The organism is Kitasatospora sp. NPDC015121, from assembly GCF_055562955.1.
The window spans coordinates 127,403-149,113 of record NZ_JBVHEH010000016.1; the positions used below are offsets into that span (position 1 = coordinate 127,403).

18 protein-coding genes and 1 tRNA gene are annotated in these 21,711 nt (G+C 74.3%); 12 read left to right on the plus strand and 7 right to left on the minus strand.

Annotated features, from left to right (window positions below; all coding sequences use genetic code 11):
- Positions 1-192: 192 nt before the first annotated feature.
- The 6 genes from ispD (at position 193) to ACZ3J7_RS24780 (ending at position 6,203) form a co-directional block, all read left to right on the plus strand.
- The gene (gene ispD / locus ACZ3J7_RS24755) at positions 193-948 is read left to right on the plus strand and encodes a 2-C-methyl-D-erythritol 4-phosphate cytidylyltransferase (RefSeq protein WP_465624947.1); all 756 of its coding nucleotides are present in this window, start codon (positions 193-195) and stop codon (positions 946-948) included.
- A complete protein-coding gene (gene ispF / locus ACZ3J7_RS24760) occupies positions 938-1,435 on the plus strand; it encodes a 2-C-methyl-D-erythritol 2,4-cyclodiphosphate synthase (RefSeq protein ID WP_465624798.1) in 498 nt (165 codons plus the stop codon). The genes ispD and ispF overlap by 11 nt, the downstream gene beginning before the upstream one ends.
- Before the next feature lie 44 nt (positions 1,436-1,479).
- Positions 1,480-1,875, plus strand: a complete 396-nt coding sequence (locus ACZ3J7_RS24765) for a PPOX class F420-dependent oxidoreductase (RefSeq protein WP_465624800.1) — start codon at positions 1,480-1,482, stop codon at positions 1,873-1,875.
- A gap of 66 nt (positions 1,876-1,941) precedes the next feature.
- Complete coding sequence (cysS, locus tag ACZ3J7_RS24770) at positions 1,942-3,336, plus strand: cysteine--tRNA ligase (protein WP_465624802.1); 1,395 nt, start codon at positions 1,942-1,944, stop codon at positions 3,334-3,336.
- A gap of 93 nt (positions 3,337-3,429) precedes the next feature.
- Positions 3,430-4,422 (plus strand): 23S rRNA (guanosine(2251)-2'-O)-methyltransferase RlmB, encoded by a 993-nt coding sequence (gene rlmB / locus ACZ3J7_RS24775; RefSeq protein ID WP_465624804.1) that lies wholly within the window; start codon positions 3,430-3,432, stop codon positions 4,420-4,422.
- A 140-nt stretch (positions 4,423-4,562) separates the two neighbouring features.
- Positions 4,563-6,203: a DoxX family protein gene (locus tag ACZ3J7_RS24780; RefSeq protein ID WP_465624806.1), complete on the plus strand. Its 1,641-nt coding sequence runs from the start codon at positions 4,563-4,565 to the stop codon at positions 6,201-6,203.
- Positions 6,204-6,297: 94 nt separating this feature from the next.
- On the opposite strand, the gene ACZ3J7_RS24785 is transcribed toward ACZ3J7_RS24780, so the two are convergent.
- From ACZ3J7_RS24785 to ACZ3J7_RS24795, 3 genes are all read right to left on the minus strand, one after another.
- A complete protein-coding gene (locus tag ACZ3J7_RS24785; protein ID WP_465624808.1) occupies positions 6,298-7,047 on the minus strand; it encodes a nucleotidyltransferase family protein in 750 nt (249 codons plus the stop codon).
- Between the two features lie 172 nt (positions 7,048-7,219).
- Positions 7,220-7,657 (minus strand): hypothetical protein, encoded by a 438-nt coding sequence (locus tag ACZ3J7_RS24790; protein ID WP_465624810.1) that lies wholly within the window; start codon positions 7,655-7,657, stop codon positions 7,220-7,222.
- Positions 7,658-7,873: 216 nt separating this feature from the next.
- A complete protein-coding gene (locus ACZ3J7_RS24795) occupies positions 7,874-8,971 on the minus strand; it encodes an ABC transporter ATP-binding protein (protein WP_465624812.1) in 1,098 nt (365 codons plus the stop codon).
- A gap of 303 nt (positions 8,972-9,274) precedes the next feature.
- On the opposite strand from ACZ3J7_RS24795, the gene ACZ3J7_RS24800 reads away from it, so the two are divergent.
- Positions 9,275-9,348, plus strand: a tRNA-Thr gene (locus ACZ3J7_RS24800).
- Positions 9,349-9,580: 232 nt separating this feature from the next.
- Positions 9,581-9,751 carry a hypothetical protein gene (locus ACZ3J7_RS24805; protein ID WP_465624814.1) on the plus strand — a complete coding sequence of 57 codons (171 nt, stop codon included), beginning with the start codon at positions 9,581-9,583 and terminating at the stop codon, positions 9,749-9,751.
- Positions 9,752-10,020: 269 nt separating this feature from the next.
- Here ACZ3J7_RS24805 and ACZ3J7_RS24810 read toward each other — a convergent pair whose 3' ends face one another.
- Positions 10,021-13,050 carry an AfsR/SARP family transcriptional regulator gene (locus ACZ3J7_RS24810; protein ID WP_465624816.1) on the minus strand — a complete coding sequence of 1,010 codons (3,030 nt, stop codon included), beginning with the start codon at positions 13,048-13,050 and terminating at the stop codon, positions 10,021-10,023.
- Between the two features lie 879 nt (positions 13,051-13,929).
- On the minus strand, positions 13,930-15,267 hold the full coding sequence (locus ACZ3J7_RS24815) for a chloride channel protein (protein WP_465624818.1): 1,338 nt from the start codon (positions 15,265-15,267) through the stop codon (positions 13,930-13,932).
- Positions 15,268-15,468: 201 nt separating this feature from the next.
- Between ACZ3J7_RS24815 and ACZ3J7_RS24820 the strand changes: the two genes are divergently transcribed.
- Complete coding sequence (locus tag ACZ3J7_RS24820) at positions 15,469-15,693, plus strand: hypothetical protein (RefSeq protein WP_465624820.1); 225 nt, start codon at positions 15,469-15,471, stop codon at positions 15,691-15,693.
- Positions 15,694-15,764: 71 nt separating this feature from the next.
- The gene (locus ACZ3J7_RS24825; protein ID WP_465624822.1) at positions 15,765-16,310 is read left to right on the plus strand and encodes a methylated-DNA--[protein]-cysteine S-methyltransferase; all 546 of its coding nucleotides are present in this window, start codon (positions 15,765-15,767) and stop codon (positions 16,308-16,310) included.
- Here the strand turns inward: ACZ3J7_RS24825 and ACZ3J7_RS24830 are convergent.
- On the minus strand, positions 16,307-17,497 hold the full coding sequence (locus ACZ3J7_RS24830; protein ID WP_465624824.1) for an ATP-grasp domain-containing protein: 1,191 nt from the start codon (positions 17,495-17,497) through the stop codon (positions 16,307-16,309). The genes ACZ3J7_RS24825 and ACZ3J7_RS24830 overlap by 4 nt on opposite strands.
- A 434-nt stretch (positions 17,498-17,931) precedes the next feature.
- Between ACZ3J7_RS24830 and ACZ3J7_RS24835 the strand changes: the two genes are divergently transcribed.
- Together ACZ3J7_RS24835 and ACZ3J7_RS24840 are read left to right on the plus strand one after the other, a co-directional pair.
- Positions 17,932-19,338, plus strand: coding sequence for a family 2B encapsulin nanocompartment shell protein (locus ACZ3J7_RS24835; protein WP_465624825.1), 1,407 nt, complete (start codon positions 17,932-17,934; stop codon positions 19,336-19,338).
- A 109-nt stretch (positions 19,339-19,447) separates the two neighbouring features.
- The gene (locus ACZ3J7_RS24840; RefSeq protein WP_465624827.1) at positions 19,448-20,551 is read left to right on the plus strand and encodes a family 2 encapsulin nanocompartment cargo protein polyprenyl transferase; all 1,104 of its coding nucleotides are present in this window, start codon (positions 19,448-19,450) and stop codon (positions 20,549-20,551) included.
- Between the two features lie 21 nt (positions 20,552-20,572).
- Here ACZ3J7_RS24840 and ACZ3J7_RS24845 read toward each other — a convergent pair whose 3' ends face one another.
- Positions 20,573-21,574: an NAD-dependent epimerase/dehydratase family protein gene (locus tag ACZ3J7_RS24845; RefSeq protein WP_465624829.1), complete on the minus strand. Its 1,002-nt coding sequence runs from the start codon at positions 21,572-21,574 to the stop codon at positions 20,573-20,575.
- Between the last annotated feature and the right edge of the window lie 137 nt (positions 21,575-21,711).

Consider the following 21,711-nt stretch of genomic DNA (forward strand, 5'->3'; position numbering starts at 1 on the left):
CGGTCGACGCCGGTGTGAGGTCGATCCAGCTGTGACGCAGCGCCCGGTGGTGCCCGAACGGCACCTCGGGCGCTTCGCCATGCCCGGAAGGGGTCGGTGGCATGGCGGAACGGCGGGCGCGGTTCCACTAACGTGCAGTCAGGAAGGGGGCCTGCCCGCTCGCGTCATCCGCGCTCGGGACGGGCCATACCCATCACTACCGAGGAGCCAAACCTGAACGCCTCAGTACAGCTCGCGGCGGCGGTCGTCCCGGCCGCCGGGCGCGGCGAGCGACTCGGCCCCGGCGCCCCGAAGGCGCTGCGCGAACTCGGCGGCGTGCCGCTGCTGGTGCACGCCGTCCGGGCCCTGGCCCGCAGCCGGGCGGTCGGCCTGGTGGTGGTGTGCGCCCCGCCGGACGGGGTGGCCGAGGTGGTCTCGCTGCTGGACAGCCACGGCCTGGACGGCAAGGACGTCCGGGTGGTGCCCGGCGGCGCGAGCCGGCAGGAGTCGGTGCGCCTGGGCCTGGCCGCGGTCCCCGACGGCACCCGGGTGGTGCTCGTGCACGACGCGGCCCGCCCGCTGGTGCCGGTCGAGGTGGTGGACGCGGTGGCCGCCGCCGTCCGCGCCGGGGCCGGGGCGGTGGTGCCCGCGGTGCCGCTGGCGGACACCGTCAAGCGGGTCGAGCCGCAGCCGTCCGGGCCGGAGCCGGTGCTGGACACGCCCGACCGCTCGACCCTGCGCGCGGTGCAGACCCCGCAGGGCTTCGACCTGCCCGGGCTGGTCGCCGCGCACGACAGGGCGCTGGCCGAGGGCGTCGAGGTGACCGACGACGCCGGGCTGGTCGAGCGCTTCGGCGGCCGGGTGGTCGTGGTGCCCGGCCACGAGGAGGCGTTCAAGGTGACCCGTCCGCTGGACCTCGTGCTCGCCGAGGCCGTACTCGCCCGCCGGAGGGCCACCGATGGCTACTGACCGACCGGTCGTCCCCCGGGTCGGCATCGGCACCGACGTGCACGCCTTCGAGGAGGGCCGCCCGCTGCGGGTGGCCGGCCTGGACTGGCCCGGCGAGACCGGCCTGGCCGGGCACTCGGACGCCGACGTCGCCGCGCACGCCGCCTGCGACGCGCTGTTCTCCGCCGCCGGCATCGGCGACCTGGGCGCGCACTTCGGCACCTCCCGCCCCGAGTGGGCGGGCGCGGCCGGGGTGGCGCTGCTGGCCGAGGCGGCCCGGCTGGTCCGGGAGGCCGGCTTCGAGATCGGCAACGTGTCGGTCCAGGTGATCGGCGTCCGCCCGAAGGTGGGCAGGCGCCGCGCCGAGGCGCAGGCCGCGTTGTCGGCGGCGGTCGGCGCCCCGGTCTCGGTCTCCGGTACCACCACCGACGGCCTCGGCCTGACCGGTCGGGCGGAGGGACTCGCCGCGATCGCCACGGCGCTGGTCTACGAACGGCCCGGCGCCTAGCCTGATGTCCGACCGCACCTCGGAAATCGGGCACTGGAGGAGAAATGGGCGTCGAACTCAGCGACAAGGTCAAGGAGTTGCTGGACGCGAAGAGCTACGCCGTGGTGTCCACGGTGCAGCCCGACGGGAGCCCGCAGTCGTCCGTGGTCTGGGTGCGGCGGGACGGGGACGACATCCTGTTCTCCACCGTCCAGGGCCGCCGCAAGCACCTCAACCTGGTGCGCGACGGGCGGATCAGCCTGCTGGTCAATCCGGCGGACGACCCGTACACCTACTTCGAGGCGCGCGGCGAGGTGACGATGACCACCGAAGGCGGCCGGGAGCTGATCGACGAGCTGTCGCGCAAGTACCGAGGTGAGGACTACCGCTTCGACGGGCCGGACGCGGTGCGGGTGGTGGTTCGGCTGAGCCCGCGCAAGGTCGTGGGGAACAACCTCTGAACGAGGGCACGCCAAAGGGGCGGGAAGGTGGCGGGGCACCCCCCGCCGCCCACTACCCTGGTCGCTGTGAGCCTTCGCCTGTACGACACCATGACCCGCCAGGTACGCGACTTCGTCCCGCTGGTGCCGGGCTGTGTCTCGATCTACCTGTGTGGCGCCACGGTCCAGGCACCGCCGCACATCGGGCACATCCGGTCCGGCCTGAACTTCGACGTGATGCAGCGGTGGTTCCGCTACCGCGGCTACGACGTCACGTTCGTCCGCAACGTCACCGACATCGACGACAAGGTGATCGCCAAGGGGCGTGAGCAGTCCACCGACTGGTGGAAGATCGCGTACGCCAACGAGCGCGCCTTCAACGAGGGTTACACCGTCCTCGGCTGCCTGCCGCCGAGCGCCGAGCCGCGCGCCACCGGGCACGTGCCGGAGATGGTCGAGATGATGCGCGGGCTGATCGAGCGCGGCCACGCGTACGCCGCCGACGGCAACGTGTACTTCGCGGTCACCACCTTCCCGGACTACCTGGAGCTGTCCAACCAGGAGCTGGAGAACCTGCGGCAGCCCTCCGGCGACAACGAGACCGGCAAGCGCGACCCGCGCGACTTCGCGATGTGGAAGGCCGCCAAGCCCGGCGAGCCGAGCTGGGAGACGCCCTGGGGCCGCGGCCGTCCGGGCTGGCACCTGGAGTGCTCGGCGATGGCGCACAAGTACCTCGGCCGGGCCTTCGACATCCACGGCGGCGGGCTCGACCTGATCTTCCCGCACCACGAGAACGAGATCGCCCAGTCCAGGGCGTACGGCGACGACTTCGCCAACTTCTGGGTGCACAACGCCTGGGTGACGCTGGCCGGCGAGAAGATGTCGAAGTCGCTGGGCAACTCGGTGCTGGTCTCCGAGATGGTCCGGCGCTGGCGGCCGATCGTGCTGCGCTACTACCTGGCCGGACCGCACTACCGCTCGATGATCGAGTACAGCGAGGAGTCGCTGCGCGAGGCCGAGACCGGGTTCGCCCGGATCGAGGGCTTCATCGAGCGGGCCGTGGAGCGCTGCGGCCGGGTCGACCCGGCGCCCGAGGTGCCGCTGTCCTTCGCCGAGGCGATGGACGACGACCTGGGCGTCCCGCAGGCGCTCGCCGTGGTGCACACCGCCGTCCGGCAGGGCAACAGCGCGCTCGGCGCGGACGACAAGGAGTCGACCGCGGCCCGGCTGGCCGAGGTCCGGGCGATGCTCGGCGTGCTCGGCCTGGACCCGCTGGACGAGCAGTGGGCCGACGGCTCCGGCCAGGGCGAGGAGCTCACCGGCGTGGTCGACGCGCTGGTCCGGCTGGTCCTGGAGCAGCGCCAGGCGGCCCGCACCCGCAAGGACTTCGCGACCGCGGACGCCATCCGCGACCAGCTCGGCGCCGCCGGGCTGGCGATCGAGGACACCCCGTCCGGCCCGCGCTGGACGATCAGCCAGTAACAACCAGTAGCCCTCCGGGGCGCGCAGGGGCCGTACCTTTGTAGGGGTGCGGCCCCGACGCACGAAGCAGACGCAGAGACAGGAAGTACAGCCATGGCCGGCAACAGCCAGCGCAGGAACCGACGCAACGCCGGATCGAAGAAGGGCGCGAGTGTCGGTACCGGCGGCCACAGCCGGAAGGCGCTCCAGGGCAAGGGCCCGACCCCGCCCGGCGAGGCCCGCAAGGGTCACCCCAAGCAGCGCGCCGCCAACGCGGCGCTCAAGCGCGAGCGCGACGCGAAGTCCCGCGCGGGCATGCGCCGCTCCGGCGCGGGCTCGCGCAGCGGGCGCGGCGGCGCGGGCGCGGCCGAGCTGGTCGTGGGCCGCAACTCGGTGGTCGAGGCGCTGCAGGGCGGCGTCCCGGCGACCGCGCTGTACGTGCAGCAGTTCCTGGACACCGACGACCGGGTCCGGGACGCCTTCCAGGCCGCCAACGAGCGCGGCGTCCCGCTGATGGAGGCGCCGCGCGCCCAGCTGGACCAGATGACCGGCGGCCTGAACCACCAGGGCCTGGTGCTGCAGGTCCCGCCGTACGAGTACGCCCACCCCGACGACCTGCTGGAGGGCGCGGCCGACTCCGGGCAGGACGCGCTGATCGTCGCGCTGGACGGCGTCACCGACTCCCGCAACCTGGGCGCCGTGGTCCGCTCCGCCGCCGCGTTCGGCGCGCACGGCGTGGTGATCCCGGAGCGCCGGGCGGCCGGCATGACCGCGGGCGCCTGGAAGACCTCCTCCGGCGCGGCGGCGCGCCTGCCCGTGGCGCGCGCCACCAACCTGACCCGCGCGCTGGAGGCGTACCAGAAGGCCGGCCTGATGGTGGTCGGCCTGGCCGCCGACGGCGAGGCCGAGATCGGCGACCTGGACGCGCTGAACGGGCCGGTGGTGATCGTGGCCGGCTCCGAGGGCAAGGGCCTGTCCCGACTGGTCTCGGAGACCTGCGACCTGCTGGTGCGGATCCCGATGCCGGGCCTGACCGAGTCGCTGAACGCCGGCGTCGCGGCGGGCATCGTGCTGTACGAGGCCGCCCGGCTGCGCGCCAAGCGCTGACGGGGTCCGTCCCGTCGTTTTGGTGGGGGAACCGGTCGGGTCCGGTCGGGCCCGGTCGGTTTTCTCATGATCACTTCAAATCCTCTCCCGGAATCCACCCGGGAGAGTGTCCTCCGGGCCCGTCACCCGGTTAGAGGGGTGTGGACACCAGAACACCTCTGCGCCTCGGGCAGCGCCCCGCGGGGATAGACGACGGACCGGTCCTCAACACGGTCCGGGTGCCGTCCGACCCGTCGAGGCTCAGCAGCACCCAGGCCAGTTTCCGGGTCAGGCTCTCCGCCCCGGTGGCCCCGATGATCGACGCCCCGGCCGGTGCCGCCTTCGGTGACCCGTACGGACTGCGCGGCGGCGTCACCCCGCAGGTCGTGGTGCCCGCCTCGTCGGTGCCCGCGCTGGCGGGGATCACCGCCGCCTCGGTCGCCGGCGCGGCGCCGCGCCGCAAGGCCCGGGTGGTCACCGCCTGGAGCGGCCAGGCCGGGCCCGGCGACACCGCCGCGACCCAGCTGCTGGAAGCCGTCCGGCTGACCACCGTGCCCGCGCCCGCCAAGGGCTTCGTCGGCGACGACACCCAGCAGCTGCAGGGCGTCCCGCGGCAGTACGGGCCGACCGGCCCGGCGGCGGGCGAGACCCCGCACGTCGGCGTGCCCGACGTGCTGGACGAGTCGGTCCGGATCGGGGCCGGGCGCAGCTGGCAGCCCGAGGGCGACCTGCCCGAGGTGCCGTCGCTCAGCGAGGGCTCCAGGCACGCCTGGTACCCGGGCCGCCGGGTCGACCTCGGCCTGGTGCTGCTGCCGCTGCGGGTGCTGCTCGGCTCGCTGTCGGTGTACGCCGGGTTCAGCAAGCTGTGCGACCCGGTGTACTTCGACGGCGGCGAGCGCGGCTCGATGATGCGCTGGCTGTCCTCGCTGCACCCGTGGAAGGTCGCCCAGCCGCTGCTGGACTTCGCGATGTCCCACCCGGTGGGCGCCGGGCTCGCGGTCTCCTTCCTGGAGATCGTGGTCGGCGTGCTGTCCATCCTGGGCCTGTGGCAGCGGCTGGCCGCCGGCACCGCGATGGCGCTGTCCGCGGCGCTGCTGTTCACCGTGAGCTGGAAGGCGGTGCCGGTCTACGACACCCCCGACCTGATCTTCCTCGCGGCCTGGAGCCCGCTGCTGATCGCCGGCGCCCCGTTCGCCTCGCTGGACGGGCGGATCGCCCTGGAGGCCTTCCGCCGGCACGGGCCCGCCGAGCCCGGCGCCGTCCGACGGCGGATGCTGCGCCGGCGCGGTGTGGTCACCGCCGTGGTGGTCGGCCTGACCCTGCTGTCCGGCTCGCTGCTCGGCGCGGCGGTCCGCACCGGCGACCCCAAGGCGCCGGCCAAGCGGCCCACCGACTACGGCTCCCCGGTCTGGCCGAGCACCAGCCCGTCGCCGTCGCCGTCCCCGTCGGCACCCGCGCCGTCGCCCAGCGGCAGCGCGGGCCAGGGCAGGGCCCCGGGCTCGTCGGCCCCCTCGCCGTCGCCCACGGCCGGCCGCAGCGGCGCCAAGCCCAAGTCGAGCGGCACCCCGACGGGCGGCGCCGCGTCGACCCCGCGGGCCGGCACCCCCACCGCCGGCTCGGGCGGCGGGACGGGCAGCACCGGCAACGGCGGCTCGGCCGGCGGCACCGGCTCCGGCGGCGCCCCGGCCGGCACTCCGCGCACCGCGCAGCCCTCGCACGGGGTGATCGGCGGGCTGCTGGGCAGCGGGCCGCCGCTGCTGGAGCTCGGCATGAGCCCGCAGCAGCCCGCGGGCGGGGTCTGACGGCCCGGCGCGGGACCGCGGGAACGACCAGAAGGGCCCGGTACGGAGACGCACTCCGTACCGGGCCCTTGTCGGACGTCCTGCGCCCGTTCCCTCACTGCCGGGAGGCGGCGAGCTCCTTGGCGGCCTCGGTGAGGTCCTTGGCGGTGTCGATGGCGCGCCAGTAGCAGCCCTGCGGGAGCTGGTAGCCGGCCAGGCGGCGGTCGCGGGCGAGCTGCGGGAAGGTGGTGCGCTCGTGGTCGCCGACCTCGGGCAGCAGCTCGCGGAAGCCCGGCGCGAAGACGTACAGGCCCGCGTTGATCAGGAACGGGGACGGCGGGGCCTCGATGAAGTCCAGCACGTTGCCGAACCGGTCGGTCTCCACCGCGCCCCACGGGATCCGCGGCCGGGCCAGCGCCAGGGTGGCCACGGCGGCCCGCTCGTGGTGGAAGGCGGCCATCTCGCGGAGGCTGAACCTGGTCCAGATGTCGCCGTTGGTGGCGTACCAGGGCTCGGCGGGGCGCGGCAGGGCGGCTGCCGCGTACTTCAACCCGCCGCCGCGGCCCAGCGGTTCGGCCTCCACCACGGTCCGGGCGCGGAGCGGCAGGTCGGCCTGCTCCAGCCACTCCTGCAGCACCTCGGCCAGGTGACCGCAGGAGATCACCACGTCGGTGACGCCCTCGGCGGCCAGCCACTCCAGCTGGTGCCCGATGATCGGCGTCCCGGTGCCGGGGATCTCCACCAGCGGCTTGGGCCGGTCGTCGGTGTACGGCCGCAGCCGGGAGCCCTGCCCGCCGGCCAGGATCACCGCCTGGGTGACGACGGGGGCGGTGGCGCCCGGGGGGATGCCGGTGTCTGCTGTCATGCGCGCCACCCTAGCGGGCCCGCCCCGGCGGGGACGGGCCCGTCCCGGGGGCGCGGACGCGCACCGGGCCCGTGCCGGGCTCAGCGGTCCACGGGGCTCAACGACTCCACCGGGCTCGACGGCTCTCCGGGCGGCTCGACGGCTCTCCCGGTGGCTCGACGGCCCTCCGGGCTCAGCCGACCACGCCGGCGGCGAACGACCCGTCGCAGACCGGGCGGGCGAAGGAGCGGGCGCGCTGCACGTCGCCCTGGTACTTCTTCACCGCGGCGCGGCCGAGTTCGCCGGCCAGCGCGCTGCAGTACGGGGTCAGCGACGGCTTCTCCCGCATGGTGCGCTCCAGCAGGTCGAGCGCGGTGCCCGGGTTGTGGTTCTTCAACTCCTCCATCAGGTCCACCCGGAGGGCGTCCTGCGGGGCCAGGCCCTCGGTGCTGGGCACGGTGGAGGTGCGGCCGATGGTGCCGTCGCCGCTGGAGGCCGCGACCACCTGCTGGTCCAGCCCGGTCGGCGGGGCCCACGGGACGCGGGTGACGGCGAGCGTGCCGGTGGTCACCAGGATCACCGGCAGGGTGAGGGCAACGGTCTGGGCGATGCGGCGCACGAGCTGTTTCACGCACAGGAGAGTAGCGCTGCGTGGCGGCTCGGGCGCGCCCCGTTACCCCATCGGGTGAGCGCTGTCCCGTTTTGTTCCACCATCGGGTTGACGATCCGTGTCCGGAGGAACCCCCGGCAACGCCGGAACCCCCTGCCGACCGCCGTGGGCAGGGGGTTCCGTGGAGAACGGGGGACGGGCGCCGCCGTCAGGTGCGGCGCTCGTCCGGTGCCGTCGTCAGCGGCTCAGGCGCACGCCGCCGTTGGCCTCGGTGGTGAAGACGTGCGGCTCGTTGCCGACCGGCACGACGTGGATGGTCTCGCCGCGCTGCGGGATCTCGCGGCTGTGCACGCGGACCACGATGTCCTTGTCCTCGCCGGACACCTGGGTGGTGCCGTAGACGAAGCCGTCCGCGCCGAGCTCCTCGACCACGTTGACGGTGACCGCGACGCCCTCGAGGCCGCCGGCCGGGACGACCTGGAAGTGCTCGGGGCGGATGCCGACCACGACGCTCTTCGCGTCGCCGGCCTTGGCCAGGTCCTCGCGGGCGATGCTGATGACCGAGCCGCCGAACTTGACGCCGCCGTCGACCAGCGGGACCTCGATGAGGTTCATCGCCGGGGAGCCGATGAAGCCGGCCACGAACAGGTTGCCCGGGCGGTCGTACATCGCGCGCGGGGCGTCGACCTGCTGGAGCAGACCGTCCTTGAGGACCGCGACGCGGTCACCCATGGTCATGGCCTCGGTCTGGTCGTGGGTGACGTAGACCGTGGTGATGCCCAGGCGGCGCTGCAGCGAGGCGATCTGGGTGCGGGTGGACACGCGGAGCTTGGCGTCCAGGTTCGACAGCGGCTCGTCCATCAGGAAGACCTGCGGCTGGCGGACGATCGCGCGGCCCATCGCGACGCGCTGGCGCTGACCGCCGGAGAGCGCCTTCGGCTTGCGGTCCAGGTACTGGGTCAGGTCGAGGATCTTCGCGGCCTCTTCGACCTTGGTGCGGATCTCGGCCTTGTTCACGCCGGCGATCTTCAGGGCGAAGCCCATGTTCTCGGCGACGGTCATGTGCGGGTACAGCGCGTAGTTCTGGAACACCATCGCGATGTCCCGGTCCTTCGGCGGCAGGTGGGTCACGTCGCGGTCGCCGATGCGGATGGCGCCCTCGTTCACGTCCTCCAGGCCGGCCAGCATGCGCAGCGAGGTGGACTTGCCACAGCCGGAGGGGCCGACCAGGACGAGGAACTCGCCGTCCGCGATCTCCAGGTCGAGCTGGTCGACGGAGGGCTTGTCGGCACCCGGGTACACACGGGTGGCCTTGTCGTACGTCACAGAAGCCATGGTGCTTCGCTCCTTCACCGGCAGGAACGTGCCGGACGATCCGAGTAAAGGTGGATGTTCTCGCCGCCGCCCCGACGGGCCCGGAATTGGTCTGGACCACAACGGTGGAACGCGGCTCCCCGTGACGCTACCTGGCAGTTCATCCTTTTGTCAGCCCTCCGCCGCCCCCGAGTTGGCATCGATCCGGTCACACCCGCCCCCACCGCTCCCCGCCGCCCGCCCCCGCCAACCACCCGCATCCCCACGCCCCCGCCCGGTACACTGCCCACTGGTGCCGCCGTGGATCCCGCGGACGGCCACCGCGCCTCCTTAGCTCAGCTGGCCAGAGCACCGCTCTTGTAAAGCGGGGGTCGTCGGTTCGAACCCGACAGGGGGCTCAGCGAGCAAGGCCGCAAGACGCGCGACGAGGGCCAGGTCGCCGGGGTTTTCCCGGCAGCCTGGCCCTTGGTCGTTGTTCGAGCTGTGCGGGCGGTCGGTCCGGCCGTGCCACCGGCGTGCCAGACGCGTTCCGGATCGATGCTCAGGAACCGATCTTCTCGACTGCCTCTCGCCCTCGCTCACCGCGGTACAGAATCGCAGCCACGCCGATCAGCGATCACGGAGGCTCCTGTGACCGACTACGTCACCCATGCGAACAACGCACAGCAGATCTTGGAAAACGTGGACACGAGGAGGGGCAAGCTCACTGCCGAGGCGCGCATAGCCCTTGCCCAGGTCGAAGCCCTCCTCGCCCTGGCGGCGGCGGTTGCCGACCAGAACGCGAGCAGGGACTCGCGCTGAGCCGTGCCGGCTCCGGCCGGCGCGGAGGCTGCGTGCCGTAGCCGTGCCAGGTCGAGTGGTCCCTTGCGGGCAGTCACGGCAGCTACGAGGTAAAAGGCTCGGGAGGGTGGCCAGACGACAGGTGCTCATGTCCGACGGCTTGCAGCACGCCGATCCCTGTCAGGCGGGGTCGTCGGTTCGAACCCGGCAGGGGGCTGCGCCGGGCCCGTCGGCCGGAGGTCCCTCCGTCGTCGCGGCGGAGGGGCCTTCCGCGTTCCGGGGTCGGGGGTTCAGCCGGTGGCGAGCAGGTCGTGGAGTTCGCCGACCACCGGGTGGTCGGCGGCGCCGAGTCGTTCCAGGGCGGAGCGCCAGGCGGCGCGGGCCTCGGCGGGGCGGCCGAGGTCGCGCAGGACCAGGCCCTGGGTGTGCTCGATCGTGCCGGCGGCGAAGGTGTCCTGCAGCGGGATGATCTGTCCGAGCAGGTGCCGGGCCAGGGCCAGGGCCTCGTCCAGCCGTCCCAGCCGGCGCAGGGCCTCGACCCGGCCGCGCCAGACCTCCGAGCCGACCCGCCAGGCGGAGATCTGCAGCGAGGGGCCCGTGGCCAGTTCGAAGTGGTGCAGTGCTTCGGCGGGTTCGCCCAGTTTGAGGTGGGCGAACCCGATGTTGCCCAGACCGGTGGTGACGCCGAACTCGAAGCCGCAGCGGCGGGCGGCGTCGATGCTGCGCCGGTGGTGGTCGATGGCGAGGTGCGGGTCCTCGGCCTCCAGCAGGTTGCCGAGGACGCTGTGCACGATGGCCTCGGAACGGACGTCGCCCATCTGGAGGGCGAGACCCAGGGCCTCCTCCAGGCAGGTCTTCGCCTCCTCGGTGCGGCCCAGGTCGGACAGCACGAGGCCGCGGTTGCCGAGCACCCGCCGTCGCCAGTCCAGGTCGTCGATCAGCAGGAGGCAGCGGTCGATGAGTTCGAGCGCCAGGAGGTTCCGGCCGGAGGCGTAGTGCGCGTGGGCCATGTCGCTGAGCGCGTACGCCTGCGCGTCCCGGTCGCCGTCCCGGACCGCCAGGTGGTGGACGAGCTCGTTCATCCGGAACGACTCCGCGCGCGGGCGGATCCGGAGGTAGGGGTTGAGCGAGCGGACGAGCGGCGAGACCTCGGCGGCGGTGGCCCAGTCCGCGGTGGCGAGCTGTTCGACCAGGGGCAGCAGGTTGTCGAATTCGGCGTCGCCGGCAGCCAGCGCGGTCTCCTCGTCCGTCCGGTCGGCGTCGTCCAGCGGCGGCAGGTTCCTGAGCGAGTAGCCGCCGGGGTCGAGGGCGAACGCGATCCGGGCGGAGAGCGAGCAGTACCAGTCGAGCGCGGCCCGGGCGTGGGCGGTGCGTTCGGCCGGGTCGGGGACGAGTTCACGGGCGTAGTCGCGGACCAGGTCGTGCGGGGCGTACCGGTCGGGACGGGGCTCGTCGAGCAGGGCGACCTCGACCAGGCGGTCGAGGGCGGTGCCGGCCTGGGCGGGGGTGATCCGCAGGACGGCGGCGAGCAGCGGGGCGGAGTAGTCGGGCAGGTCGAGGGTCCCGATCGCCGCGAGGGCGGCGGCGGCCCGGACGTCCGGCCGGCGGGTGGAGCCGCGCAGCGAGTCGTACGTCAGGGCGAGCGAGCGGCGGATGCTCAGGTCGTCGAGTTCGAGTTCGTCGAGCCGGTCCTCGTGCTCCTCCAGCCGCCCGACCAGGTGCCGCACGGGGAGGGTGCGGCGGGCGGCCAGCCGGGCGCCGGCGATGCGCAGGGCGAGCGGGTGCCGGCCGCAGAGCCGGACCAGGCGGGCCAGGTCGGCCCGTTCGATGGCGACCACGGACCGGTCGGCGGTGGTGCGGCCGGCGGCGCGTTCGACCAGGGCGATGCTGTCGCGCTCGGAGAGGACGTCCAGCCGCAGGTGCAGGGCGTGGTCGAGGGTGTGCATGGGGGTGCGGCTGGTGACCAGGACGGCGCAGCCGGGGGTGGTGGGCAGCAGCGGGCGGACCTGGGCCAGGTCGGCGGCGTCGTCCAGGACCAGCAGGGTGCGGGTGCCGGCCAGGGCGGTGCGCAGCAGGGCGGCGGCGCTGTCGGTGTCCTCGGGGATGCCGGCGGGGGCGGTGCCGAGGGCGGGCAGCAGCGAGGTGAGCGCGGCGCGGACGGTGAGCGGGACCAGGCCGGGGGTGGCGCCGCGTAGGTTCAGGAACAGCTGGCCGTCCGGGAACTCGTCCTGCAGGTCGGCGGCGCAGCGCACCGCGAGGGCGGACTTGCCGACCCCGGCCAGGCCGCTGACCACCACGACCGCGGCCCGGTCCGACTCGGTGAGCAGCGCGTCCCGGAGGGTGGCCAGCTGGTCCTGTCGGCCGACGAAGTAGGGCGAGACGGGCGGGAGTTGGGACGGCTTCGGAAGGTCGGCCGACGTTTTGACCGCTCCCTCGGCGGCCCCTCCGCCGGCCCCTTCGGCGGTCGGCTCGGCTGGTGTCTTGGCAGCCTGAGCGGCGGCCTGAGCGGCGGGCGTGGCGGCGGACGGTTCGGTGGGCGTTGCGGTGAGTGCTGCGGTGGGTGTCCCGACAGGCGGTTCGGCCGCCGGTTCGGCGAGGATCCGCCGGTGCGCGGCCCGGACGGCGGGGCCGGGCTCGACGCCCAACTCCTCGACCAGGGCGGTGCGCAGGTGCTGGTGCACCTCCAGCGCCCGGGCCCGGGAGCCGGTCAGGTGCAGGGCCAGCATCAGCTGGGCGTGGAAGACCTCGCGCAGCGGGTGTTCGCGGACCAGGCGGGTGAGTTCGGGCAGCAGCGCGTGCGGGCGGCCTTGGCGCAGCTCGGCGTCGAAGCGCCACTCCAGGGCCTGCAACCGGCTCTCCCGCCACTGTTCGGCCGCCGCGCCGCCCCCGGCCGCCTCCGGGAGGTCGGCCAGCGGTTCGCCGCGCCAGAGGTCGAGCGCGACGGCGGTCTCGGCCGACACGGCGGACGGGTCACCGGCTTCGTGGGCGGCCCGGGCCCGCCGGACCGCCGCCTCGAACTCCCGGGTGTCCAGCTCGTCCTCCGCCAGCGACAGCTGGTACCCGTACGGGGTGGCCCGCAGCCGCTGCCCGTCCTCGTCGCCGAGCGCCCGGCGCAGCCGGGAGACCAGGTTGCGCAGCGAGGCCTCGGCGGTGGCAGGAGCCCGGTCGCCCCAGAGGGCGTCGACCAGGCGGTCGAGCGAGACGGGCCGGTCGGCGTTCAGCAGCAGGACGGCCAGCAGGGTACGGGCCTTGGGGCCGCGGATCGGACGGTCGGCCACTCCGTCGTGGACCGTCAGAGTGCCGAGCAAACCGAAGCGCACCGTGCTGCTCCCCGTCCGCGTGCCCCCCGTCCGACGCTCCGTCGGTGCACGTTAGGCCGATGTTATCGGCCGGTTGCCGGGTCCCTCCAGGCTTGCTCCGTCACACCGCGAACCATCCACCGGGGCAGTACCGGCCCGGCACAGTAGGGAGAACAGCATGGCGAACGCCCAGTCCACCCCGGCCCGTTCCGGTCGCCGGGACATCGCCTGGTCCTGACCCCGCCCAGGGCCCCGCCGCGACCGGCCGGGGCCCCGTTCCGACCCGCGGCCCGCCTGAACCCCGGCACCGGCCGCGTCCCGCCGCCCCCGCGCCCCCGGCAGCCGCTCGCCGGAGCCGCGCGGACGGCGGACCAGCAGGACGGTGGTCTAGAGGGGAGCCACCGTCCTGGACGGAGCGCCGGGGGCGCGCGAGGCCGGCCCACAGGAGTGCCGTGGGCCGGGGAGACGCGCGCCCCCGGATGCCACCACCGGCCGGATCGGCGGCGCCGTCGACGTCCCGGCCGGGGAGGCGCTCTCCCTCCCCGAGACCACCCGCCGATCGCTCGCCGCCCCTGCGCCCCCTCGCGGCCGACGTCCGGCCGCCCGGCCCTGCCCGGCGTGGATGCCCGGCAGACCGCCCCGCCCGCACCGGACAGCCGCCGCACTCGCCGCAGTGCTGCGGCATTGGTGTCGTGGCACCGGTGTCACGACACCGATGCCGGAACACCGATGCCAAGTCATCGATGTCGCGACACGGATGCCGTGACACAGATGCTGCGGCATCGATGCCGTGACATGGATGCTGGCGCACCGATGCCAAGTCATCGGTGTCGCGTCACCGATGCCACGACACCGATATCGCGTCACCGATGTCGCGTCACCGATGTCGCGACACCGACCTCAGGCCGCCACCCGCTCCTCCGCCGCAGGCCGTGGCGCGGCCACCCGGTGCACGAACGTCGCGGTCAGGAACGACACCACCGCCGAGACGATCAGCAGGGGCATCGAATCCGCCGCCTGGTCGCCCAGCAGCGCCGACGCGAGCACCGTGCTGGTCACCGGCAGCCGCATGACCGCCGCGCCGCTCGCGGCCAGGCCGGCGGCCAGTCCCGCCTCGATGCCCAGGCCCGGCAGGCCGCCGGCCGCCACGCCGAGGGCGGCGCCCAGCAGGACCGCCGGGAAGATCGGGCCACCGCGCAGCGACCCGAGGGCCACGCCCCAGCCCAGGCCCTTGAACAGCACGAGGGCCAGCAGGGCGCCCACCGACCAGCTCCGCGGGTCTGCCGCCAGCTCTCCGAGCGCGGCCTGACCGGACAGCGCGGCCTCCTCGGGCGAGCGTCCGGTCACCAGCGCGTACCCGGCGATGCAGGCGCCCACCAGCACCGCGCACAGCACCGTCCGGGTCGCCGTCCGGTGCGCCGTGAAGGCGGCGAAGCGGTGGCCCAGGGTCTGCCCCGCGACCAGGACCACCGCGATCACCATCGCCAGCGGCACACCCCACAGGAAGTCCCCGGCGTCCGGCAGGTGCGCCTTCGGGACGGACGGCAGGTTCAGCGAGCCGATCGACAGGCCCGTCCAGTGTCCGAACCCGGTGAACACCAGCGCGCCCACGCCGGAGGAGAGCAGGCACGGCAGCAGCAGCAGGGTCAGCTGCGCCCCGCCCAGGCCCGCCGCCTCGATCATCATGACCGCCGCGACCAGCGGGCTCCCGAAGATCGTGGCGATCGCCGCCGTCGACCCGGCCGCGCCCAGCATCGGTCCCACCATCGGACTGGTCGCCCGTTTCGCGGCACTCACCGTCAACAGCGCCAGCCCGCTGCCCAGCGCCATCAGCGGCGCCTCCGGGCCGAGCACCGCGCCCAGCGGCAGCGAGGCCAGGGCCGCCAGGACGACCGACGGCACCTCCACCGGCAGGGTCGGCGGGCCGCCCAGCCCCAGCACCGGGGTGTGTCCGCCCCGGCCGGGCATCCGGGTCACGATCGGGGCCAGCAGCAGACCGGCCAGGGCCAGCGCGGGCAGCGGCCACCACCACGGCGCCCGCTCGTAGCCGAGCCGGTCCGGCAGCGACTCCCACACCCAGTGCTGCAGTTCGTGCTCCAGGCTCACGAAGCCGAACGCCGCCAGCGAGACCGGCACCCCGACCAGGGCCGACACCAACAGCAACCGCCCGTAGCCGGGACTGCGCAGCAGCTCCCGCAGACTGGGCGGTTGGGACGGACCGGCGGCCTCTGCTGGCATCTGCGCTCCCTGTCACCCGGCGGACACACGTGCTCCGACCGTCCGACGGCCGCCCCGCCCCCGGCCATCCGGGTGGTCCGAACGGGCGAGCGGTCCCCCGCGCGACCCGGCTCCGGCGGTCGTACGGTGGACGGAGTGCCGGTCGAGGAGTGATCGAAGGCCGGTAGCGGACCGCAGCAGGGACCGACCGAGGAGGACGCGATGCCCGGCTCCATGACCATCGGCCACACCGACACCCTCGTGATGCTCGGCCACGGCGACGCCGAACGGCTCTCGGCCGTCCTCGCGGGCCTCTCCGCGCTGGCCGCGAGCGGACACCTCTCCACCGAGCAGCTCGCCGCGCTGGGCGCCGGCGAAGCCCCCGACCGGGCCGCCCTCGCCACCTGGTCCCGCACCCTCGCCGGCTACCTCCGCGACCACCTGTAGGGCTCCTCCGTCCCTCCGGCGGAGGCCATAGGGCCGGAGGGACGGGGTTCTACGGGTTCTAGAGTGGAGGGATGGAGCTCTCCTGGGTGACCGTCCCGACCCCCCTGCCGAGCGGGCCGATGCGGTTCGGGGTGACCGCCCGGGGCGTGGCGTCCGCCAGTTACACGGGGGCGGCCGGGACGGCCGGGCCGGAGTGCACGGATCCGCGGCGGGTGGAGCTGGTGCGGGCCCGGGTGGGTGAGTACTTCGCGGGCGTGCGGCGGGAGTTGGAGCTGCCCATCGACTGGTCGCTGGCCAGTGGCCCGCATCTGGTGGTGCTGCGCTGCCTGCTGGCGACCGTCGGTTGGGGCCGGACCGTCACCTACGGCGAACTCGCCTCCCGCAGCGGGGTGTTCGCCGAGCCGTCCGAGCCGGGGGTACCGGCCCGGACGGTGGGGCAGATGATGGGTGCGAACCCGCTGCCGCTGCTGGTGCCGTGCCACCGGGTGGTGGCGGCGGACGGGTTGGGCGGTTTCGGCGGGGCCTGGCACGGGGTGGAGACGAAGCGCTGGCTGCTCACCCTGGAGGGCGTGCTGCCGCCGACCCTGGACTGGTCCGGGCCGGCGGAGTCGAACTAGCCTGCCGCGGAAAGGAGTTCGGCACCGGCTACGGCACCGGCGGCACCGGTGTCGACGGCTGTGGTGACAGGGACGGCGACGGCGCCGGGGGCGGCCACGGGGGCGGTGCCGGCGGTGGCCTCGGTACTCTCGATCCGCTCCAGCGCGGGCACGGCGGACTGCCGGGGCAGCAGCGCCTGGATGGTGGAGACCAGGGTGTACTCGCCGAGCGTGAGTTCCTCCGCCGCGGGGAGCACGGGCCGGGCACCGAGGGCGAGTTCGAGCGCGGCGGCGGGCAGGTTCAGCCCGCACACCCGGAGTTGGTGCAGGCCGCCGGACGGGCGGGTGTTGATGTCGAGGACGACCGGACGGCCGGTGTGCCGCTCGTGCCGGAACTGGACGTTCGACAGGTGGCCGACGCCGAACTCCTCGACCAGGCGGCGGGCCGGCTCCAGGTAGGCGGGGTCGACGGTGAAGCCGCGGCGGCGGCCCTGCTTGGTGCGGCCGACCGCGGCCAGCACCCGTCCGTCCCGTTCGGCCAGGCAGTCGACCGAGACCTCGGGGCCGTCCAGGTAGGGCATCACCAGCAGATCGGCGGGGGCCGGCGAGTCCTCCAACGCGCCCAGTACCTGGTCGAGTTGGACCCGGGAGTCGACGTACCCGGCGAGTCGGCGGAGGCTGAACGGCTCGCGGGTCAGGACGCGGAAGCCCTCGCCGCCCGCGCCGGAGGCCGGCTTGAGGCAGGCGGGGACGCCGGTCGCCTCGATCTCCTCGACGGCGGCGAGCAGTTCGGCCGAGGTGTCGGCGTGCCGCCACAGCGGGGTGGGCAGTCCGGCGGCGTCCAGCGCCCGGTAGCCGTCGGTCTTGCTGGCGAACAGGGAGATCGCCGAGGCGGGCGGGCAGACCAGGGCGGTGCCCAGGGCCTCGAAGTCGCGGTGGCGCAGCGATATCGCGAGCTGGTGCAGGCGGGGCAGGAAGACGTCCACGTCGTGGCGGGCGCAGAAGGCCAGCGCGAACTCCACGTACGCCTCGGCCGAGAGGCCGTCGGGTTCCAGGGCACCCAGGTCGGCGGCGGCGAGGACGGGGGAGTCGGGGTCGACGTGGGTGGCGAGGACGTGAACGGGACGCGGCGCGGAGCGCAGCAGATCGATGAAGAAGACGTTCTCGGCGTAGGTGCGGTTCAGCCAGACGCGGACGGGCGCGGTCACGAGGGGTCTCCCTGGAGAAGGGCGTGCCGATGGGAGGTCACCGACCGGTTCGCCTGCGCTGTGGCGGCGGTCACCACGCGGTGAGGGGGCCACCATAGCGCTGTTCCGAGTCGATTCGAACAGGGGGTGGGTGAGCTGCGCGGACGCCCGAAACGAGGGGGTCCTGAGGGGGTCCCGACAAGCACCCGGAAAGCCGTCCGGAAGGCCGCCCGGAAGGCCATCCGGAAAGCCACCGCGCGAGCCTTCGCGGCAGCCCCCGCGACCCCGCCCGGGCGGCGCGCGGATCGACCGATGATCGATCCAGTGCGCTGGTCGCACTATTGCGCGCACGCACCTGAATCACCCCCACGAGTGATTGCCGCCTCACCTGAACGGCCGTCAGCATGGTTGCCGCAACGTGCCGTCGACACGATCAGATCAGGGGCCCCGCCGAAATGACGACCGAAACGACCGCCGGAACTCCCCAGACGAGGCAGCAGAGCAGCCTCTCGGTGGCGGCCGCCAAGAACCTCGCGTCGACCACCAAGTCGGCCCCGCAGATGCAGGAGATCAGCAACCGCTGGCTGCTCCGCGCGCTGCCCTGGGTCGAGGTCTCGGGCGGTACCTACCGGGTCAACCGGCGCCTCTCGTACGCGGTCGGCCGGGGCCGGGTGAGCTTCGCGCAGAGCGGTCGCCGGGTCAGCGTCGTCCCGCCCACGCTGCGCGAGGTCCCGGTGCTGCGCGGGTTCGAGGACGACGCGCTGCTCGTCGAGCTGGCCGGCCGCTTCGTCCAGCGCGACTTCGCGGCGGGCGAGGTGCTGATCGAGCAGGGCGCCGAGATCGACGAGGTGTTCCTGGTCGCGCACGGCAAGGTCGACAAGATCGGCATCGGCAAGTACGGCGACCCGACCGTGCTCGGCACCTTCGCGGACGGCGACCACATCGGCGACGAGGCGCTCACCGTCGCCGACCGCCGCTGGCCCTACAGCGTCAAGGCGGCCACCGCGGGCACCGCGCTGGTGCTGGCCTGGCCGGCCTTCCAGGAGCTGGCGGACCGCTCCGAGGCGCTACGCGACCAGATCCTCGCCTTCATCGCCGACTCGCAGCTCCCGCAGACCCACAAGGGCGAGGCGGCGATCGGCATGTCGGCCGGCCACCAGGGCGAGCACGACCTGCCGACCGCCTTCGTGGACTACGAACTCTCGCCGCGCGAGTACGAGTTGAGCGTCGCGCAGACGGTGCTGCGGGTGCACAGCCGGGTCGCCGACCTCTACAACAAGCCGATGGACCAGACCGAGCACCAGCTGCGGCTGACCGTCGAGGCACTGCGCGAGCGGCAGGAGCACGAGCTGGTCAACAACCCGGAGTTCGGCCTGCTGGCCAACGCCGAGTACGGCCAGCGGATCCAGACCCACTCCGGCCCGCCCACCCCGGACGACATGGACGAACTGCTCTGCCGCCGCCGCAGCACCAAGTTCTACCTGGCCCACCCGAAGGCGATCGCCGCCTTCGGCCGGGAGTGCAACAGCCGCGGGCTGTACCCGGAGGCGATCCGGTACGAGGGCAAGACGGTGCCGAGCTGGCGCGGCGTCCCGATCCTGTCCTGCAACAAGATCCCGGTGGTCGACGGCACCACCTCGATCCTGGCGATGCGGGTCGGCGAGGACAACCAGGGCGTGATCGGCCTGCGGCCCGGCGCGCTCCCGGACCAGGTCGAGCCCGGGCTGAACGTCCGCTTCATGGGCATCGACGAGAAGGCCGTGGTCAAGTACCTGGTCAGCGCCTACTACTCGGCGGCGATCCTCGTCCCCGACGCGATCGGCGTCCTGGAGAACGTGGACGTCGCCCACTGGCAGCACTGACCACCGGGCGGGCCCACCGTCCTGGGCCCGCCCGTCCCACCGCCTGACGGACCGTCAGAGCACATTCCCGCCGCCCCGCAGCCGGGGCCGTCGAGGGGGAGGATCCAGCATGGCCATCACCGTGCCCGAACGCGGGCAGCACGGCGAGAGCACGACGGTCGAGACCGAGGCCGTCGGGGCGGTCGACGGCGGCCGCGACACCGCCGAGGCGATGGCCCTGCTCGGCCGGGCCCGCGCCGTCGTCGACCCCGCGCTGCGGGCCGCCGTCGACACCCTCCCGGAGTCGATGCGGCTGATCTCCGGCTACCACCTGGGCTGGCTGGAGGCCGACGGCGCCCCGAGCGCGGTCGGTGCGGGCAAGGCGATCCGGCCGGCGATGGTGCTGGCCGCGACGACCGCCGTCGGCGGCCGCCCGCAGGACGCGGTCCGGGCCGCGGCCGCCGTCGAGCTGGTGCACAACTTCACCCTGCTGCACGACGACGTCCTCGACCGCGACCACACCCGCCGCCACCGGCCCACCGCCTGGCGGGTGTTCGGCACCACGGGGGCGATCCTGGCCGGCGACGCCATGCACTCGCTGGCGCTGCGGGTGCTCGCCGAGGACCCGCACCCGGCGGCCGCCGCGTCGGTCCGCCGCCTCGCCGACTGCGTGGTCGAGCTCTGCGCGGGCCAGCAGGCCGACTGCTCGTTCGAACAGCGCACCGACGTCACCCTGGCCGAGTGCCTGACCATGGCGGAGGGCAAGACCGGCGCCCTGCTCGGCTGCGCGTGCGCGCTCGGCGCGCTGTACGCGGGGGCGGACGCGGAGACCGCCGACGCGATGGACGCCTTCGGCCGCGAGATCGGGCTGGCCTTCCAGCTGATCGACGACCTGATCGGCATCTGGGGCGACCCCGCGGTCACCGGCAAGCCGGTGGGCGCGGACCTGGCCGCCCGCAAGAAGTCCCTCCCGGTCGTCCACGCCCTCTCCTCCGGCACCCCGGCCGGCGCCGAACTCGCCGCGCTCTACGCCACCGGCCGCCCGCTCAGCCCCACCGAGCTCGCCGCGGCCGCCGACGCGGTCGACCGGGCGGGCGGCCGCGGCTGGGCCCAGACCGAGAGCTGCGACCGGATGGCCGCCGCCATCGCGCACCTGGCCGCCGCCGTGCCGGACCCGTCCCGCGCCGACGACCTGCTGGCCCTCGCCGAACTGGTCACCCGCCGGACGTACTGAGGGCCCGGCGCCCCGGGCCGCCTACCGCCCGTCGAGGATGGCCCGCTCCTTCGCCGGGTCGATCCCCAGCGGCGTGTCGAGCTGCCGGTAGGCGACCTCCGCGCGGCCGCCGGACTCCAGCCAGGCCCAGGTGTCGGTGACGGTGTCGAGCAGCGGGCGGATCCGCAGGCCGGCGGCGAGGGCGGTGGCGGGGTCGGCCTGCCAGGTGCCGTGCCAGCCGTCGGTGGCGGGCGCCCAGAGGGGGAGTTCGACCCAGGGGGAGACGTCCGCGGCGAGCAGGTCGGCGTCCGGGGTCCAGACGAGTTCGGCGTCGGAGCCGGTCGCGGTGCGGCAGGCGTCGAGGAACTCGCCGGTCGTGGCGGAGCGGATCGGCGCGGTGGTGACGTAGCGTCCGGCGGCCCTCCGTTCGGCGAGGTCGAGGCCGAACGCGGCGAAGTCACGGGCGTCGACGAGGCTGAGCGGACGGTCGGGCGCGCCGGGGGCGAGGACGCGGCCGCCGCGGGCGATCCGGTCGAGCCACCAGGGGAGGCGGCCGATGGGTTCGTGCGGGCCGATCAGCAGGCCGCAGTTGAGGATCGCGGCCGGCCCGCCGAAGTTCGCGGCCAGGGCGCGCTCGCAGCCGGCCTTGAGCGCGTTGGCGAAGGGCTGGTCGGGCGGGAGGTCGCCGGCGCAGTCGAGGGTGGGGGAGTCGGCGTCGACGGGGTGGGCGGGCCAGTCGGCGAAGGCGTGGATCGAGGAGACGAAGCCGTAGTGCCCGGCCCGGCCGTCGAGCAGCCGGGCGGTGGTGGCGACGTCGTGGGGCTGCTGGCCGGAGGTGTCGATGACGGCGTCCCAGTGGCGGCCGTCGACGAGGCGGGCGATCGCGTCGGGGTCGGCGCGGTCGCCGTGGACGGCTTCGACGCCGGGCAGGTCGGCGCGGCTGACGCCGCGGTTGAAGGTGGTGACGCGGTGGCCGCGGGCGAGGGCCTCGGCGGCGTAGGCGCGGCCGAGGAACTTGGATCCGCCGAGCAGAAGGATGTCCATGCCTCCGAGGGTCTCCGCCCGGGGGGCCGTCCATGTGCCGGGTTCGCCGTCGGCGGAGCGGTTCTGCCGCCGGCAGACGGCGCGTCACCGGCTCGGGCCCGCCGCTGGCGGACGGCGCGTCACCCGCCCCGGCCCGC